The organism is Pontibacter harenae, from assembly GCF_020907245.1.
Classification (GTDB): domain Bacteria; phylum Bacteroidota; class Bacteroidia; order Cytophagales; family Hymenobacteraceae; genus Pontibacter; species Pontibacter harenae.
This window is the reverse complement of record NZ_JAJJWH010000008.1, coordinates 24,141-41,909: the sequence shown is the minus strand read 5'-3', so window position 1 is coordinate 41,909 and position 17,769 is coordinate 24,141. Positions and strand designations below refer to the sequence as shown.

Sequence of the window (17,769 nt, the reverse complement as noted above, 5' to 3'; positions counted from 1 at the left end):
AAAGTAGTACAAGCTACATCTACCGCATACAAAACTCAAAATGCTAGATTTCTGAATATTCAGTGGGGCGTAGGAAGATGATATCTGCGTGAGAAACGTTATTTTGATATTCCTCCATAGAACTCAGCTTTTTCCACTCTGGATCTGCACCGAATGCTTTCCAGTGCTCGTCTCTTGAAGCTCTATTTTCAAAAGTTGTCATGTACATTAAGTTTGGCATTTTGCTACCAACCAATACATCCGCATAAAAAACAGCATTAAATCCTAACCGCTTAAACAGCTTTACTTCACCGCCTTGGTTAAACATCTGTACCTTGTTCTGATAAATTTTTTCGGTAGGTCCTTCGTAACTTCTCAGCTCATAAACGCGCTCAGACTTTGGTGCTTTCAGGTTAGGCACCTCAAACTGCGGCATGTCTTCAAACGCTCTTAACAGCGTAGATTCAATACGCTCAAAAGGAGCGTTGTTATGCGCTGCTTCCAAGTATTCTTTTCCGTCGGCGGCATACTTTTTATCCTGCTGTAGCTTTTGCGGCAACTGTAAAAACTGCGACATAGAAGTATAGGGAACATATACATAGATAAGACGCTCATCCTTCGCTTCGACAGGTTTAAAAACACCAACTTTTTTCACACCCGCTCTGTGCAAAGCAGGAATATAAGCTTGCTGCAGGAACTTATCTACACGCGCTTCTTGGTCTGCATTTTTCAGATGGTAAACTTTTAATTCATATAGTTGCCGCTCGGGCGCTTTACTTAAAGCGGCGGGCATGGTAGCACAACATAAAACAAGCAGGAGCACAAGGCTTAACGGTAATAGGCGTAGGCATTTTTTCATTACAATTTTAACAGTTAGTTATAATTTGAAAGATACAATTTCTAAATGATTAAGCGCTTCTCTTGTTCCACATTACCCAGTAAACAATGGCACCGATTATTGGCACTAGCCATAGTACTAGCATCCAAAGCAGCCTTTCTTTAAGGTTATAATTTGTTTTAAAGATAAGGTGCACCAACGACACCAGCACCAGTGTGTAATAAACAGCAACAACTGCTAATAGACCAGAACCTCCGAATAAGGATCCGACGCCAGGAGTGATAAATTCCATAAAAGTTTGAAAGGGTTAGAAAAAAGCAACGGCAGCAATGGTGGCCAATCAAAAGAGAAGTTGACAAAGGAACCACACCAGGTATATGAGGGCAGGTGCACAGAGCAGCAGAATAATGCCCAGGTTTAGGCGTGTCCACTGCGGGTTAAGCAACATACTAATATAGGCCTCTACCGATAATAATAAGGAAAAGTAAAAGGTTATCTGGAGTAATGTAGCCGTCACATTTGCTTCATGACGCATATCGGCAGTTGAGTAAGCCAGAAAAGAAACTACCAGCCACGACAGCACCGTACCTAGCAGCATTTGGCCTGCTTTTATTTTTATGTTGTTCATTTTGCTTCTGATTGCTGAAACTTCACATCAATATATAAAAAAATGAGTCGCTACCCAAGTGTGCAGCGACTCATTTGCTCTTACTTAACCTCCTGATTGGCTTATTTCAGTACGCCAAGCTCTTTACCAACCGCGGTAAAAGCCTCAATTGCCTGGTCGATATGCTCTTTATCATGCACTGCCGATAACTGCACACGGATACGCGCCTGGCCTTTTGGCACCACTGGATAGTAAAAACCAATTACGTAAATGCCCCTGTCGAGCATACGGGCGGCAAACTCCTGCGCAAGCGGTGCCTCATACAGCATAACAGGTACAATTGGATGGTCGCCTGGCTTAATATCGAAGCCTGCGGCTGTAATCTGCTCACGGAAATACTTTGTATTCCACTCCAGCTTGTCGCGCAGCTCGGTAGTGGAGCTTAGCAGGTCTAGCACAGCAACTGAAGCCCCCACGATAGAAGGAGCCAGTGAGTTGGAGAACAGGTAAGGACGTGACCGCTGGCGCAGCATATCAATAATCTCTTTGCGGCCTGAGGTGAAACCACCCATTGCACCGCCCAAAGCCTTACCTAAAGTACCTGTTATGATATCGATTTTACCCATCACGTTATGGTACTCGTGCGTGCCGCGGCCCGTCTTACCCATAAAGCCCGTAGAGTGAGAATCATCTACCATCACCAGCGCCTTGTACTGATCTGCCAGTGCCACTATTTTGTCTAGCTGCGCAATAGTACCATCCATCGAAAACGAACCGTCGGTAACAATGATGCGGTGCTTGGCGTTCTGAGACTCCTGCAATTTAGCCTCCAGGTCGGCCATGTTATTATGCTCGTAGCGGAAGCGCTGCGCCTTGCACAAACGAACACCATCTATGATCGAGGCATGGTTCAATGCATCCGAGATAATAGCAGACTCGGCATCAAACAAAGGCTCGAATACACCACCATTCGCATCAAAAGCAGCGGCATACAGAATGGTGTCTTCCATTCCTAAAAAATCCGACAGCTTTTTCTCCAGCTCTTTGTGTATATCCTGGGTTCCGCAGATAAAACGAACAGAGCTCATTCCGTAGCCATGGCTATCTATTGCAGCTTTTGCCGCTTCTATCACACGTGGGTGTGCCGATAGGCCAAGATAGTTATTGGCGCAGAAGTTTAGCACATGCGGCTGCTGCACAGTGTCTATAGCAGCACCTTGCGGCGTTGTGATAATACGTTCTCTTTTATATAAACCCGCCTCTTGTATTTCGGCAAGCTGTTGCTCCAGGTCTGGTTTTAAAGTTTCGTACATAGTCTCATGTTTTGTTATCGTAATGTGTTTTACGGTAGTTATAAGTTACTTGGTCCCCCATCTTCCGACTTAGGCGGTGGGCGGCGCATAATAGGGCGAGGTCGCGGCGGTTTGGGCCGTTCCTCCGATGCTGGCTGCTCCTGGCTTGGCCGTGGTGCATCTTCCTCTTTTGGAGGTGTGCCCGCCTCCTGGGGTGCTTCTGCTGAGGGAGCTGCCGTTGGTGGAGCAGTTGGCCTTTTCATAATTGGCCGTGGGCGCGGCGGCTTGGGCTTCTGCTCTGCATCCGCGCTTGGCTCCGCCTCTTTAGGCACTTCCCCAGGTTTATCTGCCACTGGTTTGGCGTCTTCTGCAGCAGGCTTTGTTAGAGCAGCAGGTCGTTTAATTACTGGTCTTGGGCGAGGGGGCTTAGCAGGCTCTTGCGCTGGCGCTGCCTCAGAAGGGTTTTCTTCTGGGGCTGGTGCTGTTGGCTTCTGTTCCTCCGCAGGCTTTTGTAGAGCTGTAGGTCTTTTAATTATAGGCCGCGGGCGGGAAGGCTTCGGCTTTTCTGCACCCTCCGCAGAAACCGATGGTTGTTCTGTTGGTGCAGTAGCAGGTGTTTCTGTCTCCTCGCTGGCAGGCACCTCTGGTTTCTTGAGTGCTGCAGGTCGCTTTATAACAGGTCTTGGCCGTGCAGGCTTAGCAGTTTCTCCTGTAGTTTCCGTAGCTCCTGCATGCTGTTCTTCAGCACCGGCTTTAGGTGCTGCTGGTTTAGGAATAACAGGGCGTTTTATAACTGGCCGAGGTTTGGCCGCTGCAGCCTTCTGTTCTCCTTCTGCTGTAGTGTTCTCCTGCTTTGTGGTTTCGTTTTCTGTAGGCTGCGGCTTTTCAAGCGCTGCTGGTCGGCGCACCACAGGTCTTGGCTTTGGTGCAGTGGCTGGCTTTTCCTCTGATGTTTCCTGTGGAACAGCAGCGGCTGATGGAGAAGCTGCAGCAGGTTTTGAGGTAGCTGGCGCAGCACGTTTGGCAGCGGCAGGTCGTGCAGGAGCAGCGGCTGGTGCTGCTTTTGGCACATCTTCTTCCCGTAGGTGGTATCTAAGCCGCACATTGTTCAGCACCATCTTTGTAGCCACATAAAAGCTGTTAGGGTGCATCTGGGCATACATTTCCTGCCATGCTGCAAAGCGCTCAGGGTCCTCTGCCTCAAAAACGGCTTTATTTACTCTTTTCTTGATCAGGTATTCTTCAAACGTCATGCTTTGCTGGCATTTAGCCTAATCTGTAACTCTTACGATCTTTTGAACAGGAAAAGGCCTGCACCTAATGATGAAACACATATAATACTTCTACAAATGTACTAAAAATGCTTGCCAGAACTAAACAGGCGCTACATCAATACATATAGCATTATTTAATTATTAAATCTGCCCTTATCTATTTCAGAGCCTATTAAACGGACATACCTTTGTTGCAGTAATAATTTAGTTAAAGTTAGATTAGTTTGGTGAGGACGCTTGCAGTGTGCAGGCGTTTTCTCTTTTACGGCAGCCACAGCCACAAAACATTCCAGCACCTCCCCTACTCCTCCCTATCAATATTCTCCTCTATCGATATTTTCTGGACTGCATTGAAATGACTTACTTTGCGGCGGAATTTATCTTTACTATGGCAAACACCGGCGAAGCGGTATTGGTTATTGGCGCTTGCGGGCAACTTGGTTCGGAACTAACTCTTGAGCTACGCAACATGTACGGAGGAGCAAATGTAGTTGCGGCAGACATATCTGCTCCCAAACAAGCTGCCTTACAAGAATCTGGTCCCTTTGAAAAGATTGATGTATTGGATACACAGAATTTAAGAGAACTGGCTTCGAAATATAAATTTACGCAAATATACCACCTCGCAGCGGTGCTCTCGGCTACTGGCGAGAAGAACCCGAAGTTTGCCTGGCGCCTGAACATGGATGGCTTGTTTAATGTGCTGGATATGGCACTGGAGCAAAAAGTAAACAAGGTGTACTGGCCTAGTTCCATTGCCGTTTTTGGTCCCAACACGCCACGCCACAACACGCCCCAGCTTACTGTAATGGACCCGAACACGGTGTATGGTATTAGCAAACAGGCTGGTGAACGCTGGTGCGAGTACTACTTTCTGAAGTACGGTTTGGATGTGCGCAGCTTGCGGTACCCTGGCCTGATCGGGTACAAAGCACTACCTGGCGGCGGCACCACCGATTATGCCGTGGACATTTACCACAAAGCACTAGAACAAAAAGCGTATGAGTGTTTCCTGGGCGAAAATACTTACCTGCCCATGATGTACATGCCTGATGCTTTGAAAGCAACAATAGGATTGATGCATGCACCAGCAGAACAAATAAAGGTCCGAGATTCTTACAACCTGAGCGCCATAAGCTTTTCACCAAAAGAAATCGCGGCTTCTATTCAGAAGCATATTCCTGATTTTAAGATAACCTACAACCCCGATTACCGCCAACAAATTGCCAGTTCCTGGCCACAAACAATAGACGATAGTGCCGCCAGGCAAGACTGGGGCTGGCAACCAAACTATGATTTAGACGCCATGACAGAGGACATGCTGGCTAACCTGAAAAAAATTAAGGCGGAGGCAATAGTACGCTAAACCTTTACAGGTTAATCAGGGCTTGATAAATATAAAATGCCTGCTATATATATTATAGCTTTTTTTATATTTTTACCACCATTAAACTAAATCATAAAAGCATGAAGAACACCTTGATTGTACTAGCAGTACTGTTAGTATCTGCTCTCACTGTACAAGCACAGAATGGTAGCACTACCTATAAGCCTACTGCTGGCAACATTACAACAGAAGTTCTATTTAATTATTTAGGTAACATCAGCTTAAATGATGGTTTCATTCGTGGCCGCTACTTTACAAGCGATGCCACAGCTTTAAGGTTAAGTGTTGGCATTCACTACAACCACGATAAGCTTGACGATGATGCATTCAGCCGCACTGCAGGCATTAGCCTTGCTCCTGGCATCGAAAAGCATTTTGCTGGAACCGAAAGACTCTCCCCATATATAGGTGCTGAGCTTCCTATCAGTTTGAGAGGTGCCCGTTACGAAAACGACGGTACAGAAGTAAAAGGTGCAATAACTCCTAATGGCCTCAGCAGAGGCTCCTTGAGCGTAGGGTTGAATGCAGTAGCTGGTACAGATTTTTACTTTGCACGCAATTTTTATGTAGGCGTTGAAGCTGGTGTGGGCATCCGCTACAGAAAAGATGCTGACATTGAAATTAGAGGCGGTAATATAAGCGAATCAACTACAGAAGGCTTCCACAGCGTGAACTTTTTTCAGTTTGTGAACGGCGGCCTGCGCATAGGCTTTGTCTTCTAAGGAGCCCAAACCCTAATAGAGCCTTCGTTGCTATAATTCGCAGCGGAGGCTTTTTTATTCCCTGACCTTAACCTTCTGCTCTATCTGTAGTTTAAATTATAGCAAAACAGAAGCTATGATCGTAAACGCTACACCTGAAGGCTGGGAAGTAATCTACCAACAGGCACATGGGCTATTGGCTGCACAGCTTGCTTATCATTTAAAGCCTGCGCTGCAGTGCCAGCACTGGATAGACACCATTATCGCCATTGCCAACCATGATAACCGCCAAAAGACCTGGCACGGAAGAGACGGACTGACTCCTGCAGGAGCACCAGCCGATTTCACGTTGTTGCCCACCACACTGGAGCAGGCAAGAGAGTTAATGCATGCTGTTCGCTTCCAAAGCCGCTGGGTTACCATGCTTACCTCTATGCACATGAGTTACCTCTATGAAGAAGTACGTGGCCAAGACAAAGCAACAGACACTTTTCTGGATGAGCAGCAGCAGCTACAGGAAAGCTGCAAAAAGAGCTTACAGATAAGCCCAGAAGAAGCCAAAAGGGCTTATGCCATTATGCAATGGTGCGACAGGCTTTCGCTTATACTTTGCCGCAACGAGCTACCTGCCGATGAACGTGCGCTTGAAATAACCGCTGGCCCAGATGAGCAGGTTTATTTTGTAAAGCAGCTAAAAAACAAAACTATCCAAGTAGAGCCTTGGCCTTTTGCTCAAAATAAACTGACACTCCAGGTAGAGTATCGCGAGTTAAAGCAGCTTCAGTTTAAGAATGAAAAAGAGCTGGCAGAAGCATTAAAGAAATCAGCTGTACTTTGGAAAAGCTGGAAGATAGTTCGCAATTGATCCGCTAAGTAACTAAAACTGTGGAATTATGGAGCAGCATCGTGGGCCACATAAAACTCTCTAGCTTCCCAAACTCTTAGGGCTTAACTAACCAATTCAGTTGGATTTCGTCTTTATAAGGGGCAGTGGCCGCATAACATTACGTACTAAAAGAACAATGACGATCATAGAATCTAACGATAACGAACTTAGAAAACTAATTTTTGCAAAGGAAAAGGTAATTGTAAAATTTACCGATAAAGACTGCCCCATCTGTAAGGTATTGTCCCCTATATTCAACAGATTTTCCGCCGACCCAACTTATGAAGCAATAACTTTTGTACGTATGAGCGCCAAAGAAAATCCTGTATCCAGCAAGGAGGTAAAAATGTCAGGCACTCCCTTCTTTGCCATCTATAAAAAAGGAACGTTACAGGATTGTGGTATTGTTGCAACAGAAGAAGGCCTCCGCAACATGTTACAGAAGCTTCTTTAGCAGCCACATTAAGATAAATATTTTGTCTAAAACACAACCGACTGTAGCTGATATGAAAAAGCCGATGTAACTTGCGCCGCTTTTTTAAACCAGCTAAACGTGAGAAAGTTATCTTTAACTAAAGTAGTATTTACACCGCTTGCCTTTGCAAGTTTTTTAACTGTACAGAGCTGCTCCAGCACCGAGAAGCTAAACACCTCTGCCCCTGCCTCCACAACGGCTGTCGCACCTGTTTACCAGCCTAAGCTTTCTTCTGTCACCGTACCTATTTCTGTTTCTATAGCGGCCATAGAGCAACGCCTTAACCAGGAGGTAAACGGCGTACTTTACAAAGACGACAAGCTGGAAGGCGACAATGTGGCTGTTACTATTTCGAAGAATGGTAAAATGAACGTTCGTGCTGATAAAGACAAAATTTACTTTAGTATTCCGTTACATATTTATGCTAAAGGCCGCTGGAAGTGGGATCCATGCAAGTTCTGCCCTGCCATAGACAAAACCGAAGACACCAAATTTGATATGGTGATCAAAACGGAAAGTAAAATCAGCCTGACGGAAGACTACAAAATAAACACTATTACCAGCGGCGACTTTGAATGGGGCAATACCAAGCCTACGTTGCAGCTTGGCCCGCTTACTATTGGCCTGGCCCGCTTTGTAGAACCTGCCATGCGCAGCCAAATGACTACTCTAACAAAGCAGCTAGACAAAGAACTGCAAAACCACCTCGACCTACGCCAATATGTGGCACAGGCCTGGCAAATGATGCAGGAACCCGTTAAACTGGACGATGACATGAATGCCTGGCTTACCATTGTACCGAAAGATGTACGCATTGCTCCTCTTCTGGCCAAAAACGGCATTTTAAGCACACGCCTCGGCATTACCTCCTACATCTCAGTTACTACAAACGGGAAACCACAGGTACAACTTAATAAAAACCTGCCAAAGCTAATAGTAGACAATCGACTGACGGATGATGTGCAGGTTGGCCTGACTGCAACTATACCTTATGCGCATGCCAGCAAAATGCTACAAGAGCAGGTGGGCAGGCAAACCTATACCTTCGACGAAGGTAAGAGCCAGATTACAATAAACGATGCTTCTATTACGCCAGGTGGCGAACAGTTGGTTTTAATGCTTGATGTAAACGGCAAAACGAAGGCTGGTATTTTTACGAAGAAGATTGTGGGCAAAGTGTTCCTTCGTGGCACACCTTATTACGATGCGGCAACAGCCTCTATAAAAGTGCGCGACGTAGACTTTGACCTTGATACAAAGGACAAACTATTGAGCACTGCCAGCTGGCTTGCCAAAAATAAGTTTAAGGAGATGATCCAGCAGCAGGTAAACATACCTGTGCAAGGAGAACTAGACAGCGCCAAAAAGATGCTACAGTCTACTTTAGATCAATCGGGCAGAGTGCATGAGTCGGTGATGCTACGCGGCAAGATTGTAGATATTACACCAGACAACATCTACCTGACACCAGAAGGTATAAAAGCAGTTATCAGCGCCAAGGGCAACCTTACTGCCACCGTAGATAAATTGTAAGCATCATTTCATTCTAAAATGCAGGGGCAGCCACTACAATGGCTGCCCCTTTTGCTTTTGCGAACGACTCTGCGTTGTCAGAACTAAACATTTAGGGTTGATAACAGTTCTTCTGTAGTGCAACTTCTGTTATTAACCTATAGTAGAAGCATACCGTACTGAATTCTGACACAATTGTAAACCAGAACTATAGCCTATGGCTGCGTCTAAAACAAGTAAAACGATTTCTATTTTAAAATCGACCTTTTCAGAGTTTTCTGACAATAACTGCATGTTGTTGGCTGCTGCGCTGGCGTTCAATGCTATTTTCTCTATTCCACCTCTTTTAGTGATTATAGTACGGGCTGTTTCCTTCTTCTTTCGGGAACAGGTAGTTTCTGGAGAGCTCTCAGCAACTATATCGAATGCTGTTGGCCCAAGTGCGGCCCAGTCGGTGGAAGATATCTTGCATAACGCCCAGATGAGCGACACGGGTGGAATTGCCTTCTGGATAGGCTTAGGAACCCTAATTTTTGCATCCACTACTTTTTTTGCCACTCTACAACAGTCTTTAAATACTGTCTGGAACCTGAAGCCTAAGCCTACGAATGGTATCCTTAAAATGCTGCAGGTACGCTTATTCTCCTTTGGCATTGTGTTAAGCATGGCTTTCCTAATGTTGCTGTCCTTGGTGATAAGTACGGTGGTCTCCATCTTAAGCGAGTACATCACCGACATGATTCCAGACATCAGCATGTTTTTGATCTGGTTGATAGACTTCACCATCTCGGTAGGTATCATCACCATACTGTTTGCTTTAATTTTTAAGTACCTCCCAGATGCAATTATTCGTTGGAGAGACGTATGGATAGGTGCTTTAATTACAGCCTTACTCTTTGTGATAGGTAAGTTCTTGATTAGCTGGTTCATCGGCACCAGCGACCCTGGCTCTGCCTATGGTGCAGCAGGTTCTATTGTAATACTACTGATCTGGATCTACTACTCTTCTGTGATTGTGCTTATAGGAGCCGAACTGACACAGCAGTACTCTACTACCTTTGGGCATCGTATTTTACCGAAAGCACATGCTGTATTCTATAAAGAGCAGGAAGTACCCGTACACCCCAAGCAGGCCATAGATCGTGAAGCAACAGGCAGGCCGCCATCAGAAGGCAGATTCAATAACGAGGAAGGGTAGTATAGTTGTTGTTTGTTACAAACTTGAGGCGCGCCTGCGCCAGGTAAGCTATACTTGTAAGTAACTATAAAACGACAGCGCCTGCTCTTTTTGGAGCAGGCGCTGTCGTTTTATAGTTGTTGTAGCTAGACATCTAACTTTTTTTCCTGCTAACTCGCTTGTTGGTCAAAAGACACAACAAGGGCTAAAAGTACTGCATCCTTTTGTTATGCAGGCTGCTTTTCCTTTACGGCCAGCTGACCACAGGCAGCATCGATGTCTTTGCCACGGCTGCGGCGCACATTTACCTGCACCCCACGGTCGGCGAGGTAATAGATAAACTTGTTCCAACGCTCGTCGTTAGTGTTCTGGAAATCAGCGTTCTCAATCGGGTTATACTCAATGAGGTTGATCTTGCACGGGATAATCTTAGAGAACTGTAGCAGTTCCTCTGCATCTTGAAGCGTATCGTTGAAGTTCTCGAACACAATATACTCGTATGTTACCTTGCGGCCTGTTACCTCATAGTAGTACCTCAGCGCCTCCGAAAGTGCCTCAATAGAGTTCGTCTCGTTGATCGGCATGATCTGGTTTCGCTTCTCATCGTTGGCCGCGTGCAGCGACAATGCCAGGTTAGCTTTCACGCCATCATCTGCCATCTTCTTGATCATTTTGGCAATGCCTGCTGTACTTACCGTAATACGACGAGCTGCCATGCCCAAACCATCGTGTGCTGTAATGCGCTCAATGCTTTTCATAACGTTGGCATAGTTCAGCAACGGTTCGCCCATACCCATGTACACAATGTTTGTAAGCGGTGTGCCATGTTGCTTCAGGCTTTGCTCGTTTATGCGCACCACCTGGTCGTATATTTCGGCAGCATCTAAGTTGCGCACACGATCCATGTAGCCTGTGGCGCAGAACTTACACGTAAGCGAGCAGCCCACCTGGCTCGAAACACAGGCTGTTTTACGCTCATCGTGTGGTATCATTACACCTTCCACAATATTGTTATCGTAAAGCCTGAAAGCAGACTTTATAGTGCCGTCGGAGCTAAGTTGCTGCGTAGCTACTTGCACCGCATTAATGGCAAAGTGCTGCTCCAGCTTTTCGCGCAAAGTTAGGCTCACGTTGTTCATCTCCGCAAACGACTGTATAGAATGCTTCCACAGCCACTCGTAGATCTGCTTGGCACGGAACGGTTTCTCGCCCTGCTCTACCAGCCAAGCCTTCAAGTCGTCTAAAGACAGCTTACGGATGTCTTTCTTATTCAGTATATTTATGTCAGCAATCAAAGTCATACTGCAAAATTACAAAAATCCTCAGGCTTTAGTTTCAATCCTGTCCTTTACTTCTGCAGGCAGCGACATTAATTTGCGTTCTTTGTAGTTAAAGCACAGCATCCCTGTTTTGGCACGCGCCACTTCGCCGCCTTTCTGGTTCAGAACATGGTACGTAATATCGAAGCCATACTTGCTCAGGTCAGTAAAAGCCATGTTTATAGTTAGCGTATCGCCATAAAAGCTTTCGCCTTTGTATTCGATGGCGACATCGGCCATAATCAAGCTGGCTCCACCTAGGTTCATCTCGCTGTACCCATAATTTTGAAGCAGTTGCACACGCGCCTCGTGCAGTATGGAAAGAAGTGCATCATTTCCGAGGTGCGCTCCGTAGTTAAGGTCTGTTATCCGAACAGGAACATGGCACACAAAGGCTGTGTATTCGGGAATATCAACTTTTATTCTAGGCATTTTTTAGAAAGTATAACACAGCATACGGTAAGTAAAACCGCTTTATGCTGTGTAGGATAATATTATAAAAACAGTATTCGCGCTATTGCAGGCAGGCATACGGAATGCTTACCTTTGTAAAGTAACATAAAAAACGATGCACCTCGAAATCAAGCAGACCAAAGATGGTTCTAACACCCTGTACGTGCCTGAACTGAATGAGCACTACCACTCGGTGCATGGTGCCATGCAAGAGTCGCAGCATGTTTTTATTAAGCACGGTTTAGAGCACATGCTCGAAACAAAAAAGGACATCAAAATTCTGGAAGTCGGTTTTGGAACTGGCCTGAATGCCATTCTTACTTTTCCTGTGGCGCTGGCCCAGAAAGCGTTTATTCAGTACGACAGCCTGGAGAAATTTCCGCTGAGCGATGAGGTAGTAAAATTACTCAGTTTTGAGCAGTTTATACTCAACCCAGAACTACTCGATTACTTTTACCAGATGCACAACTGCGACTGGAACTTGCCATGCGACATTGTTCCGCACTTCACGCTGCAGAAGATAAGTGAAACTTTAGAGGAGTTTGTTTCGCCAGATGCCTATTACGATATAATTTATTTTGATGCCTTTGCCCCCGAAAAACAGCCTGAGCTTTGGACGGAAGCCATTTTTGAAAAGTTGTTTAAAGCCACACGCCCAGGTGGGGTATTGGTAACCTACTGTGCTAAAGGCTCCTTTAAACGCAGCCTTAAAGCGGCAGGCTTTGAAGTTGAAGCATTGCCAGGTCCTCCTGGTAAAAGAGAAATGACACGCGGTGTAAAACCTGTGGTGGAGTAAAGAAAGCTAATTTCCACAGCGCCACCTCTGTTCAAGGCTCAATGCGCTTCCTTATTGTTGCTTTATATTGCGCACCTATCCTTCGGCCTCCGTACAATAAGTATTAGCAACAGAAAATTAAATATGGCATCAGAATTCTATAACCTATCGGCAAAAACACTGCAGGGCAAGGAGGTGCCGATGGAGGAATATAAAGGTAAGGTAGTTTTAGTGGTAAACACAGCTAGCAAGTGCGGGCTAACGCCGCAGTATGAAGGCCTGGAAAAACTGTACCGAGAGCATAAAGACGAAGGGCTGGTTATACTTGGTTTCCCGTGCAACCAGTTTGGGAACCAAGAACCTGGCGGTAGAAAAGAAATAGAAGAAGGCTGCCTGATCAACTATGGTGTCAGCTTTCCGATGTTCGATAAAGTAGATGTGAATGGTGATAACACGCACCCTGTATTTAAGTACCTTAAATCTAATTTAGGCGGTTTATTTGGCAGCAGAATTAAGTGGAATTTCACTAAGTTTTTAATAGGCCCAGACGGCAAGCCTGTAAAGCGCTTTGCCCCTATCACAAAGCCAGAGAAAATAGAGCCTTACATTGAGAAGCTGCTGGCAAAGAAGAGCAGTTAGAAGAGAAATAGCTGTACAACTACTAACGCTTCTTTTGGAGCAAACTTCCCTTACAAAATCTTGGACGAAGGCTTGCGCTATACGTATTAGTTACAGCTTTTATGGAGCATCCATTCATATAAAGCTGTAACCAAGACTGCCATGCGTTTTAAAAAGCCATACATCATAGTGGCTGTGCTACTGGTGCTGCTAATCGCATTCAGAATCGCGCTGCCCTACATCGTAAAAAACTATGTAAACAAGTCGCTCGATGAAATGCCAGGTTATACAGGGCACGTAGACGATATTGACCTGCACCTGTACAGAGGTGCCTACACTATAAAAGGGCTGGTGCTAGTAGAGGAAAAAGGCAACCCTAAATACCCGCTGCTGAATATTCCAGTGACAGACCTGTCAGTAGAATGGAAATCGCTCTTTGAAGGGAAGCTTGTGGGGGAGGTAGTTATGCAAGGGCCTCGCCTTAACATACTAATTGCACCAGCTTCTGAAGAAGCAAGGCAAGCAACCGAGCAGGACGATTGGACAAAAGTAGTGACAGACCTGATGCCTATCACGATCAACCGCTTTGTGGTAAACAACGGCAGGCTGGCTTACCTTGATTTCAGCTCCAAGCCCGATGTAAACCTGTACATCGAGAACATGCAGCTGGTAGCCCTGAACCTAGCCAATGTCGAAAATGCCAGCAACCCACTACCCTCTCCTGTCACTATTTCGGGCACATCGGTTGGCGGTGGCCAACTGAAGGTAGATATGAAAGCGAACCTGCTGAAAGAGATACCAGACATGAACCTGAACATGCAGCTTACGCAGGTAGACCTTACCAGCTTAAACGATATGATAAAGGCTTACGGCACCTTTGATGTGGAAAGGGGGCAGCTGGATATGTACAGCAAGGTGAACGTAAAAGATGGACAGCTGGACGGGTACATGAAACCCTTCTTTGAGAACATAAAAATTCTGGATTGGAAAAAGGACAAGGAGGAAGATGGTTTCCTGCACGCTGCCAAAGAAGCTGTGATCGGTTTGTTTGCAGAAGCCGCCGAAAACCAGAAGCGGGACCAAATAGCTACTGAGATACCCATTACAGGCAGTATACAAGCTCCTAACACAAATAACTGGAAGACTTTTATAAATGTACTTCGTCATGCTTTTATCAGTGCTTTCCAGAAGGGCCTGCAAGCAGAGGCTACAGGAAACCAAGAGAGGAAGGAGTAAAACTGCAAGGGTTCATCCTCCTCTGTAGCTGCTAAAAGGTAGCCATAGCTAAGGACAAATTGTTCAATAATAAGTATATCCAAAGCATTAGCTTGGAACTCGACACACCTTTAATTATACCATTTACAATAGCACTAATTTGCTCAGTTAGGCACAATATATTATAACTTTAATTGATATAATTTGCTGTTTTTAAAGAATAAATGCAATTCTAACTAAAGTTAAGGCAAAGCTGTAAAGTTATATTTTAAAATCTCTTCAACTTGTAAAATTCTGTCTCTCAGATGCTTTGTTTTCCAAAATAATAATCTAATTTGCACGTTCACGGAGCATCAAAACAAACAGAAATACATGAAACGCATCCTAAAAAAAGTTATCAAGCCCTTTCTGCCAAAGTACGAAGTAGTTTGCACAAATTATTACCTTATTCCTGGTCAACCAGTAAATAAAAACCAGTCGACGCATGCTTTTGAAAGAGGAGCTGCAGCTGAAGCAAAAGCTTTTTACGGCAAGGTTATTTCTTCTGAATTCACTAAAAACATGGCTCCAGTAGAAGTACAACTGAGAAAGATCTATTTGAAGAAAACAACCATAGAGCAAGCCGAATTTGGCCCTATTCACGAGCTGAAAAAGTTTAAAATGAATAACTAGTAGAGCTTGATTTCTACACCTCGGAAAGCCTCTCCTGTAGCATCAGGAGAGGCTTTTTGTTTATAAGCTGCTAGAGTAAACTACCTTTGTTGCCACTGCTCTCTTATTATTCCGAGCTAAAACAATAGATAGTTAAACAAATCTTCCCACAAACCACACATAAACCTATCGTGCTGCCTGCCGTTTTTAACTAACCTGAGGCTCTTTCTTTGAAGGAGCAGAACAATTTTTAACCATCACAAAAACAAACATGGAATACAGAAAATTAGGCACATTAGACTTAGAGGTATCAGTAGTTACTTTTGGAGCATGGGCAGCAGGCGGTTGGATGTGGGGCGGCACTGAGCGTAAAGACGCCGTGGAAGCCATCCGAGCATCTTACGATTTAGGCGTTACTTCTATTGACACAGCTCCTATCTACGGACAGGGCACAAGTGAAGAGATCGTTGGCGAAGCCATTAAAGGCCTGCCACGCGACAAAGTGCAGATATTGACCAAATACGGCATGCGCTGGGACCTGAACAAAGGAGAGCTTGCAATGAAGAGCAAAGACAACAATGGCAACGACATTGATGTGCATAAGTATGCGGGCCGCGACAGCATCATCAAAGAGTGCGAAGACAGCCTCCGTCGCCTCGGCACCGACTACATTGACCTGTACCAGATTCACTGGCCAGACGTAACAACGCCTATCGAAGAGACAATGGAGGCTGTGGCACAGCTGATAAAGGAGGGAAAAGTACGCCAGGCAGGTGTTTGTAATTACGATGTGGCGCAGATGCAGGAGGCTGAGAAGTATGTAAAACTGGCCTCGAACCAGGTGCCTTATAGTATGGTGAAGCGTGATATTGAGGCTGATGTAGTGCCTTACTGCCTCGAAAACAATAAAGCTATATTGGCTTACAGCCCACTGGAGAGGGGCTTATTAACAGGTAAAATGAAGCCAGGCTATACGTTCAGTGAAGGCGACCACCGGGCCAACATCTACTTTTTCAACGACGAAAACCTAAAACGTACAGACGATTTCCTGCAAAAAATAAAGCCATTGGCCGACGAGAAAAAAGCTACCCTGGCCCAACTGGTAATCCGCTGGACAATTGAGCAAGCAGGTATAACCATTGCCTTGGTAGGTGCCCGCAACGCCGATCAAGCTACACAAAATGCCAAGGCTATCAACATAAAGCTAAGCCAGGATGAGATCAGCTTTATCACAGACGAACTGAATAAGCTGGAGCTGGTAAAACCGTAAGGCATATTTATACTTTGTGCAAAGGCAGCTGCTAGAGTTTAGTGGCTGCCTTTTGTTTGCTCTAATACAGGCGTGAACGTTTGTTTACCAAACCATGAAGCTAAATATGAAGCACACATATTCTGACAAAACAGTCGTAGATTCAGGTATAAAAATTTCAAAAAAGTAAATACTGCTAATGTCTAGCTATATTGTAGAAAACAGATAAATAATACAAACCTCTATGCATTTGCTGCCATCCACAGCCCACCATCCGCAAACATGAAGAAAGCCGCTGTTACATTAGTACAGGCAATAGCATCTTTCTCTATACTTGCCACTGCATTGCCCCTGCTCACTTTTGAAGCATGGTACGTACGCGTTTTCGATTATCCGCGTCTGCAACTCTTGTTCATTGCCTTGGTAACCTTCCTGCTTTACCTGTGGCTGGGCACCAGACACCGCAAACGCGACAAGCTGCTGCTAGTTGGGTTGCCCATTGCTGTTATCTACCAGGCCATCAATATTTACCCGTATACCTTTTTTGCTCAAGAGCAGGTAAAACAGGCTTCTGGCCAGGGAACCGAACTAAGTATTATGGTTTCTAACGTATTCATGAAAAACGAAGCGTACGGCAAACTGATTGCGCTTACGCAGGACAGGAACCCTGATGTTTTACTGTTGCTCGAAACAGACTCTGTTTGGCAAAAAGCTATAGAACCCGCTACTCAAAAATACCCTTATCGTATTGAAATACCTTTAAGCAATACCTATGGCATGCACCTGTACAGCAAACTGCCGCTGCGCCAGAAAAAAGTAAATTACCTTCTTGATAAAGATATTCCTTCTATAAAAACGTATGTTAAGCTCCGCAACGGTATTTGGGTAGAGCTACATGCGGTGCATCCCAAACCACCTGCGCCTGCCGAATCTGCCAATACCAAAAAGCGCGATGCCGAAATTGTAATGGTTGGCAAAGATGTTGCCGACTCAGAATACCCTGTGGTAGTAGCAGGCGATTTTAATGATGTGGCCTGGTCGCGGAGCACCGAGTTGTTTCAGGAAGTGAGCGGCCTGCTGGACCCGCGCATTGGCAGAGGGCTTTACAACACGTTCAACGCGAACTACTTGCTGCTGCGCTGGCCCCTGGATCATGTTTTCCATTCAGATCATTTTAAGCTGATCCACCTTGAAAGGCTGCACGATATTGAGTCGGATCATTTCCCTATTTACATTAAGCTGAGTTTTGCTCCAGAAAATAAGTATGAACAGCAGGAGCCAAAAGCAGATGAAGATACAGCCAAAGAGGCAGCCGAGACTATACAGGAAGGCAAAGAAGAGGCACAGGAAGATTAAATTGG

General features: G+C 45.3%; 19 protein-coding genes. 12 read left to right on the top strand and 7 right to left on the bottom strand.

The genetic code is table 11. The annotated features are described in order from the left end of the window. Positions 1 to 43: 43 nt before the first annotated feature. The 5 genes from LN893_RS06180 to LN893_RS06160 all read right to left on the bottom strand — a co-directional run bounded on the left by LN893_RS06180 (position 44) and on the right by LN893_RS06160 (position 3,969). Positions 44 to 772, bottom strand: a complete 729-nt coding sequence (locus LN893_RS06180; protein WP_229968929.1) for an NIPSNAP family protein — start codon at positions 770 to 772, stop codon at positions 44 to 46. A 115-nt stretch (positions 773 to 887) separates the two neighbouring features. Next, positions 888 to 1,109 carry a PLDc N-terminal domain-containing protein gene (locus LN893_RS06175; protein WP_229968928.1) on the bottom strand — a complete coding sequence of 74 codons (222 nt, stop codon included), beginning with the start codon at positions 1,107 to 1,109 and terminating at the stop codon, positions 888 to 890. A gap of 48 nt (positions 1,110 to 1,157) precedes the next feature. After that, on the bottom strand, positions 1,158 to 1,445 hold the full coding sequence (locus tag LN893_RS06170) for a hypothetical protein (RefSeq protein ID WP_229968927.1): 288 nt from the start codon (positions 1,443 to 1,445) through the stop codon (positions 1,158 to 1,160). A 101-nt stretch (positions 1,446 to 1,546) separates the two neighbouring features. Then, on the bottom strand, positions 1,547 to 2,737 hold the full coding sequence (gene kbl / locus LN893_RS06165) for a glycine C-acetyltransferase (protein WP_229968926.1): 1,191 nt from the start codon (positions 2,735 to 2,737) through the stop codon (positions 1,547 to 1,549). Positions 2,738 to 2,775: 38 nt separating this feature from the next. Further along, positions 2,776 to 3,969: a hypothetical protein gene (locus LN893_RS06160; protein ID WP_229968925.1), complete on the bottom strand. Its 1,194-nt coding sequence runs from the start codon at positions 3,967 to 3,969 to the stop codon at positions 2,776 to 2,778. Between the two features lie 409 nt (positions 3,970 to 4,378). Here LN893_RS06160 and LN893_RS06155 point away from each other — a divergent pair, with 409 nt between their 5' ends. The 6 genes from LN893_RS06155 to LN893_RS06130 all read left to right on the top strand — a co-directional run bounded on the left by LN893_RS06155 (position 4,379) and on the right by LN893_RS06130 (position 10,149). Then, positions 4,379 to 5,356: an NAD-dependent epimerase/dehydratase family protein gene (locus LN893_RS06155; RefSeq protein ID WP_229968924.1), complete on the top strand. Its 978-nt coding sequence runs from the start codon at positions 4,379 to 4,381 to the stop codon at positions 5,354 to 5,356. Between the two features lie 101 nt (positions 5,357 to 5,457). Continuing rightward, positions 5,458 to 6,099, top strand: coding sequence for a hypothetical protein (locus LN893_RS06150; protein ID WP_229968923.1), 642 nt, complete (start codon positions 5,458 to 5,460; stop codon positions 6,097 to 6,099). A 115-nt stretch (positions 6,100 to 6,214) separates the two neighbouring features. Further along, positions 6,215 to 6,943 (top strand): DUF3891 family protein, encoded by a 729-nt coding sequence (locus LN893_RS06145; protein ID WP_229968922.1) that lies wholly within the window; start codon positions 6,215 to 6,217, stop codon positions 6,941 to 6,943. Positions 6,944 to 7,100: 157 nt separating this feature from the next. Further along, positions 7,101 to 7,418 carry a thioredoxin family protein gene (locus tag LN893_RS06140; RefSeq protein ID WP_229968921.1) on the top strand — a complete coding sequence of 106 codons (318 nt, stop codon included), beginning with the start codon at positions 7,101 to 7,103 and terminating at the stop codon, positions 7,416 to 7,418. 99 nt (positions 7,419 to 7,517) lie between these two features. After that, complete coding sequence (locus tag LN893_RS06135; protein WP_229968920.1) at positions 7,518 to 8,972, top strand: DUF4403 family protein; 1,455 nt, start codon at positions 7,518 to 7,520, stop codon at positions 8,970 to 8,972. Positions 8,973 to 9,168: 196 nt separating this feature from the next. Further along, positions 9,169 to 10,149, top strand: a complete 981-nt coding sequence (locus LN893_RS06130) for a YihY/virulence factor BrkB family protein (protein ID WP_229968919.1) — start codon at positions 9,169 to 9,171, stop codon at positions 10,147 to 10,149. 206 nt (positions 10,150 to 10,355) lie between these two features. Here the strand turns inward: LN893_RS06130 and rlmN are convergent, their stop codons facing one another. Beyond that, positions 10,356 to 11,429: a dual-specificity RNA methyltransferase RlmN gene (rlmN, locus tag LN893_RS06125; RefSeq protein WP_229968918.1), complete on the bottom strand. Its 1,074-nt coding sequence runs from the start codon at positions 11,427 to 11,429 to the stop codon at positions 10,356 to 10,358. Positions 11,430 to 11,450: 21 nt separating this feature from the next. Further along, positions 11,451 to 11,879: an acyl-CoA thioesterase gene (locus LN893_RS06120; protein ID WP_229968917.1), complete on the bottom strand. Its 429-nt coding sequence runs from the start codon at positions 11,877 to 11,879 to the stop codon at positions 11,451 to 11,453. A gap of 136 nt (positions 11,880 to 12,015) precedes the next feature. Between LN893_RS06120 and mnmC2 the strand changes: the two genes are divergently transcribed. The 6 genes from mnmC2 to LN893_RS06090 all read left to right on the top strand — a co-directional run bounded on the left by mnmC2 (position 12,016) and on the right by LN893_RS06090 (position 17,764). Further along, positions 12,016 to 12,696, top strand: a complete 681-nt coding sequence (gene mnmC2 / locus LN893_RS06115) for a tRNA (5-methylaminomethyl-2-thiouridine)(34)-methyltransferase MnmC2 (RefSeq protein ID WP_229968916.1) — start codon at positions 12,016 to 12,018, stop codon at positions 12,694 to 12,696. A gap of 123 nt (positions 12,697 to 12,819) precedes the next feature. Further along, positions 12,820 to 13,314, top strand: coding sequence for a glutathione peroxidase (locus tag LN893_RS06110; RefSeq protein WP_229968915.1), 495 nt, complete (start codon positions 12,820 to 12,822; stop codon positions 13,312 to 13,314). A gap of 141 nt (positions 13,315 to 13,455) precedes the next feature. Beyond that, positions 13,456 to 14,529: a DUF748 domain-containing protein gene (locus LN893_RS06105; protein WP_229968914.1), complete on the top strand. Its 1,074-nt coding sequence runs from the start codon at positions 13,456 to 13,458 to the stop codon at positions 14,527 to 14,529. Positions 14,530 to 14,880: 351 nt separating this feature from the next. Then, a complete protein-coding gene (locus LN893_RS06100) occupies positions 14,881 to 15,180 on the top strand; it encodes a hypothetical protein (protein WP_229968913.1) in 300 nt (99 codons plus the stop codon). Between the two features lie 250 nt (positions 15,181 to 15,430). Next, positions 15,431 to 16,429, top strand: coding sequence for an aldo/keto reductase (locus LN893_RS06095; RefSeq protein ID WP_229968912.1), 999 nt, complete (start codon positions 15,431 to 15,433; stop codon positions 16,427 to 16,429). A 261-nt stretch (positions 16,430 to 16,690) separates the two neighbouring features. Beyond that, complete coding sequence (locus LN893_RS06090; RefSeq protein ID WP_229968911.1) at positions 16,691 to 17,764, top strand: endonuclease/exonuclease/phosphatase family protein; 1,074 nt, start codon at positions 16,691 to 16,693, stop codon at positions 17,762 to 17,764. Positions 17,765 to 17,769: the final 5 nt, after the last annotated feature.